Raw genomic sequence first — 14,095 nt, 5'->3', positions numbered from 1 at the left:
TTGCCTTTTTTTATGCCTATTTTTTCAAATTTAGTACATTGCCGACTGAACATTTGATTTAATTCAATTTAGAATGCTTTATCTTGATTATTCAGTGATTTGGCTCATGCAACTTATTTGGTTCCGACAAGATTTACGTATTCAAGACCATGCCGCGCTTTGGTATGCTGCTCAAACGGGTCCCTGTCTCGCGATCGTCATTTTATCGCCTGAACAGTGGGCATTACATCAAGATGCACCCGTCAAAATTGATTTTTATCTCCGCCAATTGCATACGCTAAAACAACAACTCGCTCAGCTAAACATTCCTCTAATGGTTCGTAAAGTTGCATTATGGAAAGATGTTCCGCAAATGCTGCTCGACGTAGCGACGGAATATGCGATTGAGAGAATACATGCCAATATTGAATTTGGAATTAATGAATTAAAACGCGATCACGATTTGCAAACGCGACTACAACAAAATAATAAAACCCTAGAGCTGTACCAAGACCGAACCCTGTTTCCGATTGGTTCAATACGAAATAAATCTCAACAGCCTTATCAAGTGTTCGGTGCGTTTAAAAAGTACTGCTATGAAGCTTTAAGTCTCAGTCTACCACAATGCTACCCTGCGCCCGCTGCACAGAAAACACTGTCTATAACAATCGATGACGAGATTCCTGAACTTACTGACTTTTATACACACATCATTGATCCGCACGTCCAAAAGCTTTGGCCTGTGGGTGAAGAGCATGCTTTAGCTCATCTCGATGACTTTATCGAACATCAAGTAAGCCACTATCATAATGAAAGGGACTTTCCTAATTTAAGTGGTACAAGTCAACTGTCCCCTTATTTGAATATCGGCATTCTCTCCATTCGCCAGTGTCTACAAGCCTTATTCAGAACCCAGCAAGGTCATTTTATTCTCGAAAATGAAGGTCAACAGATTTGGTTAGATGAACTGCTTTGGCGAGAGTTTTATCAACATATTCTGTATGACTATCCCCGCGTATCACAACATCAACCCTTTAAAATCAGCACCCAATATATTGAATGGCGCAGTGCACCTGAAGATTTAGCCGCATGGCAACAAGGTCAAACCGGTATTCCGATTGTCGATGCTGGCATGCGACAACTGCTTGCTACGGGTTGGATGCATAACCGTGTGCGGATGATTACCGCCATGTTTCTGTGTAAAAACTTGCTGATTGATTGGCGCTTGGGAGAGCAATGGTTTATGCAGCATTTGATTGATGGTGATTTGGCGGCCAATAATGGTGGTTGGCAATGGTGTGCATCAACAGGTACCGATGCCGTCCCCTATTTCCGAATTTTTAACCCTGTGAGTCAATCGCAAAAATTTGATGCCAATGGCGACTATATTCGCCAATGGGTTCCTGAATTAGCACATTTGGACAGCAAAAGCATTCATGAACCTTATGCCAAAAACCCAAATTTAAAGCTCGCATATCCGCGGCCTATCGTAGATTTAAAATCGAGCCGTCTCCGCGCAATTGCAGCATTTAAAGGAATTTAATCGGTTCGAGTCAAGCAGTGTCGACACGCTGCTTGACCTTCTCCCGTAATACCAACAACATGAAACTGGCCTTACAGCTCGTAGAAATAAACAACAAATACAGTATATTTCATGTTATAGTTCACTTATTCATCGACCTAACGGTATTCTTGTTGAGATTGGGCTTACTTATACCAATTTCACACGGAATTCATCGCCATGTTGGATAACTCCCGATCCAAATGCACTGCACCCCCCAACTCAGATTACCCTTAAGGCAATTGGGTTATTTTGAGCTGATATTGTTGAGGTTTTTCCAAATTTCTTTGGGAAATATTGCATCCGAGCTTGAAGTTTTAAATTGCAGTCCGCGTTGAGTGTTACATCATGTCTCAGCTTCCTGATTGAGCATCGAAAAGCAGCTTGTTCGCTTATGTATGTTGTGAATAACACGTCCATTTCATTCATGGTGTGTCCTTGCATACATGGCATCGAACCGCGGCTTTTCATCAAAAGCCTGTGTAAGACACCAGCCGAGCATGATGGGTTGTCTCTGCAGCTCAACTGTAGCTGAAAGCTGAGCTCATCTGGTTTCGAAACAATTCAGGTCTCGCGATGACTTGATGTCATGCTATTGGCGATTGAAGCCCTAAATACCCAAGATGAAGTCATTATGTTTCTTTTAAAGAGGTAATTATGCGTACACTACTTGTTGTATTACTCATGACTTATTGCTTAGCTGGGTGCCAAGGTGCTGTAACCCCACCGCCACCAGCAACACAACCCCTCATTCAAGATACGCCAAGTGGATGGGTCGGATAAATGAAAAAGCCCCGAATGGGGCTTTCATTTTTAGTTCAATCGAGTGATATCCGTGCTTGTACAAACAATTTCAAGTTAGGCGTTGCATGAAGCAAATGCCAATCTTCAACTTGATCCGATATTCCCGTTAAGCCGCTTGCTCATCACGCTTGAACACCAGTTCGGCTTTGCTTGAACTCGCTGCATCAAAATAATATCCATCGGTGTTAAATGACTTTAGGTCTTCTGCATGCTGCAATTGATTTTGAATCATATAACGTGCCATTAAACCACGTGCCTTCTTGGCATAAAAACTGATGACTTTGTATTTGCCATTCTTCTGATCTAAAAACACTGGCTTAATAATTTCAGCCTGAATTTTGCTTTCTTTGACTGCCTTGTAATATTCATCCGAAGCCAGATTCACCAGCAATTCAGAATTTGCTTGAGCCAAGTCTTGATTGACCAATTGCGTAATTTGATCCCCCCAAAACTCGTATAAGTTATGCCCCCGTGCATTCGCTAACTTTGTGCCCATTTCTAAACGATACGGCATCATTAAGTCTAAAGGGCGCAATAAACCATACAATCCTGACAACATACGCAAATGATTTTGTGAAAATTCAATATCTTGCTCACTTAGAGCATAAGCATCTAGACCTGTATAAACATCCCCTTTAAAAGCAAAAATGGCCTGACGTGCATTCGAAAAATTAAACTCAGGCTGCCAATCACGGAAGCGTGCGACGTTCAATTGGGCAATTTTTTCACTGACACTCATTAAACTGGCGATTTCTGAAGCAGACAGTTTACGACTTACGTCTATAAGTTGTTGTGAATGCTCTAACAGTCTTGGTAAAGTGTGCTGGTCAGTTGGAAGTGCAGATTCATAATCTAAAGTCTTAGCAGGAGAAATTAAGGCGAGCATATACAATCTGATTAAAAAATAATTAAACAAACTATAGCAGTAGAGTTATTTTTTTTCCAATCTGTGTTTTTACTAAGCATAATCGGTAAAATAGCGGATTCTCCTGCTATTTATCCATTTATCTTATGTCCGAGCAAATTTTCATTCCCGGTCCTGTGGGTCAAATTGAAGTTTTCGTTGATTACCCACAAGGCGAAGTGAAAGGATTCGCGGTTATTAGCCACCCCCATCCATTGCAAGGCGGCACACCTCAACATAAAGTTCCGGCATTACTTGCTCAAATTTTAGTTGAAAATGGCTGTGTGGTGTATCGTCCAAGCTTCCGTGGTTCTGGTCAAAGTGATGGGATTCACGATGAAGGTCATGGTGAAACTGATGATGTGCTAAAAGTCATCCATCATGCGCGTTTACAACATCCTAGTTTGCCATTTTATGCGGGTGGCTTTAGCTTTGGTGCACACGTTATGGCGAAATGCTATCACGCTCTACCAAGTGAACTCAGACCTATTCAAACTATTCTTTGTGGTCTTCCAACTGCGACTGTGGCTGGAGTTCGCCACTATCAAACTCCTGAAATTAAAGGTGATATCCTGTTTATTCACGGTGAAGCCGATGAGGTTACCACACTGTCTGATATGATCGCTTGGGCAAAGCCACAGCGTCATTTAGTAACGGTATTACCTGGTGCGAACCACTTCTTCACAGGTTATTTAAAACAGTTGCGTATCGCGATTGCACGCTTCTTATTAATTTAAGCGGCAAGCAAAACAAGAAAGAGATCATGCTTTTCACTACTAGCCTGATCTCTTTTTTTACGTTTGGCATCTGAGTAATTGTATTTTTTATCAGTCGCAAGCATCAGACTTAAGCTAAGTACTATTTTATTGCTTTTACTGCCCACTTCACCAACAGCATTTTCATTCCTCCGATGACCACGGTACTAGTTTTTTTTATCGTTCATTTTGAGCATTTTTATTGCTACGCATGATTCACCATTAATTTAAATCCAGTGTTTGTTAGCCTCCAGTTCATTTTAATCTATCAAAATTTACGCATCTGTCTAAAGCTTCAATTTTGCCATTTTTTGGCACATTATGTACATTCGTATTTTAATTATAAGCTGTACAATCAATACCTTAGCTCATTCGAGTTAGCCTTATATCATTTATACAATATTCAGGGATTATATGAGATCACTTTTCGGCGCAATTGTTATTGCTCTGGCTGCCAGCTCTACTTTTGCTCAAGACATTACTGGAACTTGGCGCTATATTGATGACAAAACAGGTGAACCTAAAGGCTTGGTTAAAATCGAAAAACAAAGCAATGGAACGTATGCTGGCACTGTGCTGAAACTTACCCCGCGTGCGGGTTATACGCCCAAAGAGTTCTGTACGCACTGCCCACCACCTTATACCAACAAACCGATTGTTGGAATGCAGGTCATTACAGGGTTAAAATCTGAGGATCATATCAATTACTCCAACGGTAAAATTATTGATCCCGTATCTGGAAAAATTTATAGCCTCAAAGGCAAAATCAGCGCAAATAGTAAAAAACTATTTTTACGTGGCTATTTCGGTGTTTCCGCGGTTGGACGTAGCCAGACTTGGTTACGCGTGGAATAAAGCTTTTATAGCCTCAGAAGATAGGATGAAATCTAAATCTTCAGATAAATAGCATTCTATTGATGGATGTATTTGAATGATGCTGAATTATCTAGTAATAATTCAGCATCTATAAAGCATATTAAGCCTTCCATTCAAAACCACTAAATGCCTCATCCTCTTTTAGGCTATTTTCAACCGCCTGCGCCAACTGATTGAGCAAACTACGCTCACTGATACGCTCCAACCAGTCTTGATCTTCAGCAGGATAAGAGGAAATTTCGCAAACGAGATGACCCTCCTGATCTGTGCCTTGGCAGGTAATTGCTAAAGGCAATGCATGCTCATCTACACTGACCGCGACTTGATCACCACTTTGTGACAAAGTTTGAAACCCATATTGATTGAGTTTACCTGCCAGTAAATCCACTACATATCCCTGTGTGATATGGCATTGATTCTGTTGATCTGCCGCATGATGATGGTGTTCACAATTGGCAGTAAATTGTAGTTTTCGCATAGCTCAACCCTAAGGCATTTTTATTATATGGGTTTAGCATAAGCAATAAAAACAAAACAGCCAAGCTTTCGCTTGGCTGTTTTTAGATGAATTTATGACATCAAGGGTCACTGGTTTTACTCAGTGACTTGAATCGCTAAACCCGCCTGATTGGCTAATTCGGTAAACGTTGGGAAACTGGTCGCCACTGTTTCAGTTCCCACAATGTTGATTTCACCCGAACTACGTAAACCCGCCATACTAAAGCTCATGGCAATACGGTGGTCATGATGTGACTCAATCACACCACCAGTGAAGATGGCAGACCAATCCCCTGATTTACCCTGACCTTCAATAATAATGCCATCTTCGGTTGGTGTGCAGTCAATACCCATAGTTTTTAAACCATCAGCCATGACTTGAATACGATCTGATTCTTTGACACGTAATTCAGCAGCACCCGTCAGCACAGTTTGCCCTTCAGCACATGCAGCCGCAATAAACAATGCTGGGAATTCGTCAATCGCTAAAGGCACTTGGTCTTCCGGCATGTGAATCCCTTTTAGGGTACGACTACCCCGAATACGAATATCCGCAATCGGCTCACCACCTGCAATGCGCTCGTTTTCTACGCTTAGGTCAGCGCCCATTTGCTTCAGAATCTCGATGACACCTGTACGCGTTGGGTTAATCCCCACCGCTTCAAGCGTAACATCTGAACCTTCGGTAATAGCAGCACCCACCATAAAGAACGCGGCAGAAGAAATATCGGATGGAACCTGAATTTCAGTTGCTACTAGCTTGCCACCACCTTGCAGTGAAATACGGTTGCCTTCGGTTTTCACATCATAACCAAAAGCACGCAACATACGCTCAGTATGATCACGAGTCGGTTCAGGCTCAGTTACAGAAGTCTCACCTGCTGCCCAAAGACCTGCCAACAAAATCCCTGATTTTACTTGCGCTGAAGCCATTGGCAAATCGTAGTGAATACCTTTTAAAGCTTGGCCACCAGTAATAGACACTGGAGGTGTTCCACGTTCACCCGTAGTTTGAATCTGTGCACCCATTTCACGTAAAGGTTTCGCAATACGCTCCATTGGACGTTTAGACAGTGACGCGTCACCTGTCATTACCGAATCAAATTTTTGTGCAGAAAGCATACCCGATAAAAGACGCATCGACGTCCCAGAGTTGCCCATATAGAGCGCACTTGCTGGAGCTTTTAAGCCGTGCATGCCCACACCATGAATGGTGACTTCACCATTTTTTGGACCTTCAATACTGACGCCCATATCACGGAAAGCTTGCAAAGTAGCTAAAGCATCTTCGCCTTCAAGGAAACCTGTTACATGTGTGGTACCTTCCGCAATCGCACCAAACATGATAGAGCGGTGAGACACAGACTTGTCCCCAGGCACGGTAAATTTACCTTGGAATGTCTTAGGGCCTGGCAAAATGGTAAATTGTTGTGTCACCTTATTTTTCTCCATCAAGGGTTTCTTGGCTAACATGTGATTAAAATGTTGTCGTGCAGCCTGAGCATTACCGAGTAAGCCCATTAAGGCTGGCGAATCTTCATTTTCAATCAGTTTTCTAAGTACAGCGAGTTGTTGTTCAAAACCATCTACAGCATTCAAAATGGCTTTTTTATTGGCAAAGAAGATGTCATGCCACATTTGTGGATCACTGGCAGCAATGCGCGAAAAGTCTCGGAATCCCCCTGCTGCATAACGGAAAATGTCCAGATTATCAGCGCGATTGGCCAGTTGCTCCACCAGATTAAATGCCATTAAATGCGGGAGATGACTGGTATGGGCCAAGACTTCATCGTGCTTTTCCACATCCATGCAAATCACTTCCGCTTTTGCGGCTTGCCACAGTGTAATCAGCTTTTCTACTGCCCAAGGTGCGCTACTTGGCAGCGGTGTAAGAATGACTTTGTGATGGGCAAATAAATCGACCTTACCCGCATGAACGCCAGTATGTTCAGCACCTGCAATTGGATGACCTGGTACAAAACCAGCCGGCAGTGCATCACCATAGACCGCTTTCGCTGCATCAACCACATTGCCTTTGGTACTGCCCACATCAGTGATGATGCAGTTTTCTGACAAATACGGCTTAATGGTTGCTAGGACTTTTTCTGTCGCACGGACTGGCAAAGCAAGCACAACCAGATCAGCACCTTGTACAGCATCGACTGGATTGCTAAAGCCTTGCTCAATTAAACCTAATGTTTTCGCATCTTCCAGCGTTTTCGCTGAACGTGTCGATGCAACAATTTGGTTTGCCAATTTTTCAGCAATTATTACACGAGCCAAACTCGAACCAATCAGTCCCAGTCCAATAAATGCAACTTTTTCAAACAACGGCTGTGTCATCTTTTATGCTTTCGCCTCTAAACCCCACACTTTGGCAAGTGCTTTTCAACAGTATCTTTTGTTTCAGTTTGTTCAAAACTCGAACTCTTTGGCTGCTGTCTCAACCTTACCATCATTAATCCAGATTCAGACTAAACTCACACAGTGAAACAGCAGCGCCACCTTCCGATGGCTCATGTCATTTATAGCACAGCGATTGGATAAGAACCCAATACACGCACTTCTTTCACTAAAGGACGAATTTCTTCAATCGCAGCTTTCACATTGTCTTGCTCAATATGCCCTTCAAGGTCAATAAAGAACACATAGGCCCATTTTTCTGGGAGTGCTGGACGAGTTTCAATACTGGTTAAACTGATTTGATGTTTGGCAAATGGTGCCAAGATTTCTAATAAAGCACCTGCACGATCATGAGCAGAAATCAGCAATGAAGTTTTATCATTACCACTTTGCGGTACTTTTTCACGACCAATCACCAAGAAACGCGTGGTATTTTCTGGGTTATCTTCAATATTGCTATGCAAAATTTCTAAATCATAAATGCTGGCTGCAACATCGGAAGCAATCGCTGCAGAATGCCACTCGTTACGAATACGGCGGGCCGCTTCAGCATTGGAGTTTAAAGCCACGCGCTCTACCCCTGGATAATGCGCATCTAACCACTTACGGCATTGTGCCAAGGTTTGCTGATGAGCATAAATCTGCTTAATACTGTCTTTTCGCGTATTTTCTGAAATTAAGAATTGATGATGAATACGCAATTCGACTTCACCAATCACATTCAAGGTCGATGATTTAAAACAATCTAAGGTGTGGTTCACGACACCTTCAGATGAGTTTTCAACAGGCACTAAACCATAATGCGCACTACCTGCTTCAACTTCACGAAACACTTCATCAATGGTTGGTAAAGGACGAACCACTGCATCCTGACCAAAATGTTTTAATACCGCTGAATGGGTAAATGTGCCGACAGGGCCCAAGAAAGCAATGCTTTGTGGTGCTTCTAAAGCCAAACATGCAGACATAATCTCGCGGAACAACCGTGCCATTGTCACATCTGACAAAGGACCTTCATTACGTTCCATGACATTACGCAAGACTTGTGCTTCACGTTCAGGACGGTAAAACATTGGATTCTCTTCAGAAGCAAATTTTGCTTTTGCAACTGCTTCTGCCAAGCGTGCGCGACGGTTAATTAATTGCTGAATTTGTTGGTCTACAGAATCAATATCTTCGCGAATCTTAGTCAAGTCTAGAGAAGTCGTAGTGTTTTGATCGTCGTTGATCATTGTTATTTCGCCCTGCAAAAACGTGAATGCCGACAGTATATCAAGAGTTCAATTAAATGGTAGGCAATAAAATCTGGATTCACCCTGTTTTCAAGCCACTAGCCCGAATTATTGCAACAATTTGGACTAAAGTTTTTGTATCGGCTGGCGGTTTAGACAATAGCTTCTGGATTTTTGATCAACACATTAATTCCAATCGTAAACAATTCACTCAAATTATCCCGAGTGTCATGACCGCCTATAGACAGTCCATTTGCTCAACAAGATAAAAAATCACTTGAATGATCAACTTCAAGCATAGCGGTCAGATGTTTATCAATATGACATTATCAAGGCAGCTTACTTTTGATCACAAATTAACCACAATTTAATATGACGTATTTCACAATTTGTCTGTTATTTTAATTTTAAAAATGCTATTCGGAGAATAACAATGCCAAAAAGAATTGCAGTTTTAGTCACGCATGATTTTGAAGACATGGAGTATGTCGAACCTGTAGAAGCCTTCCGTGCAGCAAGCCATAGTATCGTCAATATTGAAAATAAAGCCGGTAATATTGTTTATGGGAAAAAGCGTAAATATTCAGTCACCATCGATTTAAGTATTGATGATGTCTGTGTGCATGAATTTGATGCGCTACTGATTCCCGGTGGATATTCCCCCGATCATTTAAGAGCCGATGAGCGCTATGTGGATTTTGTCCGTCGTTTTGCCAATGCGCAAAAACCGATTATGAGTATTTGCCATGGTCCGCAATTGCTAATCAATGCAGGTGTGGTTAAAGGACGGCGCATGACCACCATGAAATCCGTCATTATTGATTTAGTCAATGCTGGAGCTGTGGTTTATGATCAGGCGGTCGTAAATGACAATAATCTTTATATTTCTTCCCGTGCGCCCGAAGATTTACCCGCATTTATTCGTGAAAGTTTGAATGTCTTAAGATTATAAAAAAGAGCCTATCGGCTCTTTTTTTTTCACTAACGACCGAGCAAACCCCGCGCCACAATTTCTTTCATAATTTCATTGGTACCGCCATAAATTCGTTGAATTCGGGCATCCACAAAGAAACGTGAAATTGGGTATTCGCTCATATAGCCATAACCACCAAACAATTGCAGCAGTTGATCTGCAACTTTCATTTGCATGTCGGTGGAAAAACTTTTTAATGCAGCAGCTGTTTCCACATTGAGTTTGCCTTGCATGTACAACTCGACATTTTGATCATAAAAAGCCGCGGTGGCCAGTTCATCAATTTTTGCCTGCGCCAAGACAAAACGAGTATTTTGAAATTGTCCAATTTTTTGGCCAAAGGCTTGTCGTTCTTGTACATATTGCGTAGTGACATCAATCGCACCGCGAATCGCCCCTAATGCTGTCGCTGCAATTGCGGTCCGTTCACGCGGTAGCTCTTGCATTAAATAATTAAAACCCTGTCCAGCTTGTCCGAGTAATTGATTTTTCGGTACTTTGACATTGTCAAAAAACATTTCCGAAGTATCTTGTGAATGCAAGCCAATTTTCTCAAGATTAGTCCCATTTTTAAAGCCATCTAAATGGGTGTCTAATAAAAGTAGAGATACCCCTTTAGCACGCGCTTGCGGATCTGTTTTGACCGCCAAAACCACGAGGTCTGCATGTTGACCATTTGAAATAAAAGTTTTAGAACCATTTAGCAGATAATAATCTTCTTGCAAAATGGCTGTGGTGCGGATGGCTTGCAAGTCTGAACCTGCTCCCGGTTCTGTCATTCCAATCGCCCCGACAACTTCCCCAGTGACCATTCTTGGCAGCCAGTATTGCTTTTGTTCTTCGGTGCCAATATGCAGAATATAGGGTGCTGCAATTTCCGAGTGGCATGAGATCGCTGTCGATAAGGCACCATATCCCGCACGAGCTGATTCTTCGACTAACATTAAGGAATAATAGGTTGGAACCGCATAACCACCATACTCTTCTGGTACATCCACACATAAAAAGCCATTTTCACCCAACTGATTCCAGACTGAGCGTGGCATAATTCCTTGCCGTTCCCACTCATAATAATGTGGCGCAACATGCTCTTGCATAAAGCGTTTGAAATTATCTCTAAAAAGCTCCAGATCCGCATCATAAGCCAGCATATGTCTTCCTTTTTTGTTTTTAAATTTTGAACTGACATGCTAGGTAATTTCCAAGCATCTGTCATGTGCAGTTTTATTCTTATTTCAAATCTATCCAGCCAGTTTGCTCAGCAGAAATCTTGCCCAATAAAAAAGGAAGCCGAAGCTTCCTCTTAAAACCAACACGCATTATGCGTGGGTTTGATTTCCTTCATCCATCATTCGCTTATCAACCTCTTCAGGGTTTGCTAATGCAAAATCAAGTTTTTCTTTGTCTAACTGACCTACCCATTTCGCAACCACAATCGTTGCCAAAGAGTTACCCACCAAGTTAGTTAAAGCACGGGCTTCCGACATGAAACGGTCAATACCCAGAATCAACGCTAAACCTGCTACTGGAATATGTCCTACCGCAGACAATGTTGCCGCCATCACAATGAAACCAGAACCTGTTACGCCCGCAGCACCCTTAGATGAAATTAAAAGTACCAATAACAAGGTAATTTGGTGTGAAATATCTAAATGGGTATTGGTTGCTTGTGCAATAAATACTGCTGCCATGGTGAGATAAATAGACGTACCATCAAGGTTAAATGAATAACCTGTCGGAATAACCAGACCCACCACCGATTTTTCACAACCTGCAATTTCCAGTTTCTTCAACATACGCGGCAATACCGATTCTGATGATGAAGTCCCTAAAACAATCAATAATTCTTCGCGAATCATACGGATCATTTTAAGGATACTGAAACCACAGATACGGCTGATTGAACCTAATACAATAAAGATAAACAATAAGCAGGTGATGTAGAAGCAGATAATTAACTGAGCCAATTGTGCCAAGCTGCCAATACCGTATTTACCAATGGTAAATGCCATCGCACCAAATGCACCAATCGGCGCAAGCTTCATAATCATATTTACGATATTGAAGAAGACATGCGAAATTTGGTCAATCAGCTTGAGTACAGGTTTACCAGAATCACCTAACTTATGCAGGGCGAAACCGAATAAAAGCGCAAAGAGTAAGACTTGAAGAATTTCACCTTCCGCAAATGCACCAACAACGGTATGCGGAATAATATTCATCAAGAAATCAATTGTGCTTTGTGAATGACCTGACTCAACATATTTTGAAATACCCGATACATCTAAAGATGCTGGGTCAATGTTCATGCCTACACCTGGTTTTGCAATGTTAATCACAAGCAAACCAATCAATAAGGCAATCGTCGAAACAATTTCAAAATAGAGTAAGGCGATACCACCAGTTTTACCCACCGATTTCATGCTTTCCATGCCAGCGATACCGCTAACAACTGTACAGAAAATCACTGGGGCGATGATCATTTTAATCAATCGGATAAATGCATCACCTAAAGGTTTAAGCTGCTCACCTAAACCTGGGACATATTGTTCAGCACCATTTACAATCTGGGTTCCACTTGGGGAGAAATGACCAACCAGAATACCTGCAATGATGGCAACAATCACTTGAAAATACAGTGATTTATAGATGGGTTTTTTAGCCATAGCGTTACTTCTTCACATGTTTCTAGTACTAGAAACATCCAATATTCGTCTATTCCTAGGAATACACAGCCCTTAAAAATTCCTTTTATAATCACTACAAAAGGCTATAGGCATTAAGTTAGTCTTAATACCTTTGAATTAAACTTAATAATATTTTCTGCAATTCCATCGCAGCTCGATTACTGAAAATGAATCTTTTCAATAAGTTAGGAAAGTCAACTAGTAAGAAAAACTTAACATTCACCTTAAGTCGGTTGAATTTTACAGAATTTTTGGATAGTAAATCTACATTTATTTTTCAATTTGATTAAGTAATAATCAATTTTTATTAGACATTAGTCTTATGCCCGCGCGAGCAATTTTCTTCCCTTTCTAGCAAAATCTTTCTATTATCAGAATCAATACTCTCCCCAAACCTTTAAGTTACGCAGTGATCAGATCTAATGACGACCAAAAGAAATTTATATAAAGATTTTGAGCATCCATTTGCCCAATTTGTCCGTATCGTCGGTAAAGGAAAAAATGGAGCACGTTCGCTAACTTATGATGAAGCTTATCAAGCCTTCAAAATGATTTTGAATAATGAAGTACTCGATGTGCAGTTGGGGGCTTTTTTAATGTTATTACGTGTCAAAGAAGAATCTGTGGATGAGTTAGCAGGTTTTGTACAAGCCACACGTGACGCATTAAACTTTGAACCAATTGAGGTCGATTTAGATTGGTCATCTTATGCGGGAAAACGTAAACATTATCCTTGGTTCCTACTGGCAGCTTTAACGCTGGCGCATCATGGCTACCGGATTGTCATGCATGGTGCTGCAGGTCATACCCTCAATCGCGTCTACACCGAACAAGTCTTGGAATATCTTGGCTTCCCGATTTGCCAAAACCAGCAAGACGTTGTGCAACAATTAAATCAACGTAATTTTGCCTATCTTCCTTTAGCGGTTATTTCCCCAGTTTTAAGTGAGCTGATTTCACTACGCAATGTCATGGGCTTACGTTCCCCTATTCATACCTTAGCGCGTTTAATTAATCCCTTTAATGCCAAAGCCACCTTACAAGCCATTTTCCATCCTGCGTATCGTAGTTCTCACCAACATGCAGCTTTGCGTTTAGGCTATCAAAATAGTGCCGTGATTAAAGGTGAAGGTGGCGAGTTTGAACGCAACCCAGATGCAAAAACTCTCATCTGCGGAATTAAACAGGGTGCACTGTATGAACATGAATTACCGAAACTGACTGATAACCGCAGTCCAGTCGAAGAAGAGCTTGACTTGGCTGTGTTTAAATCAGTTTGGGAAGGTCAGCAAAAACATGAATATGGTGAAATTGCGGTCATTGAAACCATGGGCATTGCCTTATACACCATGGGAGTTTGTGACTCTTACCCAGCTGCCATGCAAAAAGCCCAAGAGCTCTGGCTCAATCGTTTTTGAGCTTA

The 14,095-nt window shown here is 41.6% G+C and carries 12 protein-coding genes; 6 read left to right on the top strand and 6 right to left on the bottom strand.

Going from position 1 to position 14,095, the window contains the following annotated elements; genetic code table 11:
* Nucleotides 1-106 precede the first annotated feature (106 nt).
* Together phrB and ACX17N_RS05180 are read left to right on the top strand one after the other, a co-directional pair.
* On the top strand, nucleotides 107-1,522 hold the full coding sequence (phrB, locus tag ACX17N_RS05185) for a deoxyribodipyrimidine photo-lyase (RefSeq protein WP_458891491.1): 1,416 nt from the start codon (nucleotides 107-109) through the stop codon (nucleotides 1,520-1,522).
* A gap of 675 nt (nucleotides 1,523-2,197) precedes the next feature.
* Nucleotides 2,198-2,323, top strand: a complete 126-nt coding sequence (locus ACX17N_RS05180; protein ID WP_458891490.1) for a hypothetical protein — start codon at nucleotides 2,198-2,200, stop codon at nucleotides 2,321-2,323.
* Nucleotides 2,324-2,450: 127 nt separating this feature from the next.
* Here ACX17N_RS05180 and yaaA read toward each other — a convergent pair whose 3' ends face one another.
* A complete protein-coding gene (gene yaaA / locus ACX17N_RS05175; protein ID WP_458891489.1) occupies nucleotides 2,451-3,230 on the bottom strand; it encodes a peroxide stress protein YaaA in 780 nt (259 codons plus the stop codon).
* Nucleotides 3,231-3,355: 125 nt separating this feature from the next.
* Here yaaA and ACX17N_RS05170 point away from each other — a divergent pair, with 125 nt between their 5' ends.
* Entirely contained in the window at nucleotides 3,356-3,985 is a 630-nt protein-coding gene (locus ACX17N_RS05170; protein WP_458891488.1) for an alpha/beta hydrolase, read from the top strand.
* A 432-nt stretch (nucleotides 3,986-4,417) separates the two neighbouring features.
* On the top strand, nucleotides 4,418-4,858 hold the full coding sequence (locus ACX17N_RS05165; protein WP_458891487.1) for a DUF2147 domain-containing protein: 441 nt from the start codon (nucleotides 4,418-4,420) through the stop codon (nucleotides 4,856-4,858).
* A gap of 121 nt (nucleotides 4,859-4,979) precedes the next feature.
* Here ACX17N_RS05165 and ACX17N_RS05160 read toward each other — a convergent pair whose 3' ends face one another.
* The 3 genes from ACX17N_RS05160 to pheA form a co-directional block, all read right to left on the bottom strand.
* Complete coding sequence (locus tag ACX17N_RS05160; RefSeq protein ID WP_458891486.1) at nucleotides 4,980-5,357, bottom strand: hypothetical protein; 378 nt, start codon at nucleotides 5,355-5,357, stop codon at nucleotides 4,980-4,982.
* Between the two features lie 116 nt (nucleotides 5,358-5,473).
* On the bottom strand, nucleotides 5,474-7,720 hold the full coding sequence (locus ACX17N_RS05155; RefSeq protein WP_458891485.1) for a bifunctional prephenate dehydrogenase/3-phosphoshikimate 1-carboxyvinyltransferase: 2,247 nt from the start codon (nucleotides 7,718-7,720) through the stop codon (nucleotides 5,474-5,476).
* Nucleotides 7,721-7,902: 182 nt separating this feature from the next.
* Nucleotides 7,903-9,012 (bottom strand): prephenate dehydratase, encoded by a 1,110-nt coding sequence (pheA, locus tag ACX17N_RS05150; RefSeq protein ID WP_458891484.1) that lies wholly within the window; start codon nucleotides 9,010-9,012, stop codon nucleotides 7,903-7,905.
* 433 nt (nucleotides 9,013-9,445) lie between these two features.
* On the opposite strand from pheA, the gene ACX17N_RS05145 reads away from it, so the two are divergent.
* Nucleotides 9,446-9,964 carry a type 1 glutamine amidotransferase domain-containing protein gene (locus ACX17N_RS05145; RefSeq protein WP_458891483.1) on the top strand — a complete coding sequence of 173 codons (519 nt, stop codon included), beginning with the start codon at nucleotides 9,446-9,448 and terminating at the stop codon, nucleotides 9,962-9,964.
* A gap of 29 nt (nucleotides 9,965-9,993) precedes the next feature.
* Here the strand turns inward: ACX17N_RS05145 and ACX17N_RS05140 are convergent, their stop codons facing one another.
* Both ACX17N_RS05140 and ACX17N_RS05135 read right to left on the bottom strand, forming a co-directional pair.
* Entirely contained in the window at nucleotides 9,994-11,136 is a 1,143-nt protein-coding gene (locus ACX17N_RS05140) for an acyl-CoA dehydrogenase family protein (protein WP_458891482.1), read from the bottom strand.
* Between the two features lie 168 nt (nucleotides 11,137-11,304).
* Nucleotides 11,305-12,651: a dicarboxylate/amino acid:cation symporter gene (locus ACX17N_RS05135; RefSeq protein WP_458891481.1), complete on the bottom strand. Its 1,347-nt coding sequence runs from the start codon at nucleotides 12,649-12,651 to the stop codon at nucleotides 11,305-11,307.
* Nucleotides 12,652-13,094: 443 nt separating this feature from the next.
* Here ACX17N_RS05135 and ACX17N_RS05130 point away from each other — a divergent pair, with 443 nt between their 5' ends.
* Nucleotides 13,095-14,090, top strand: a complete 996-nt coding sequence (locus ACX17N_RS05130; RefSeq protein WP_458891480.1) for a glycosyl transferase family protein — start codon at nucleotides 13,095-13,097, stop codon at nucleotides 14,088-14,090.
* The last annotated feature ends 5 nt before the right edge of the window (nucleotides 14,091-14,095 follow it).

The sequence above is a fragment of the Acinetobacter sp. GXMZU3951 genome (assembly GCF_054457875.1).
This window is presented reverse-complemented; position numbering and strand designations above follow the sequence as displayed.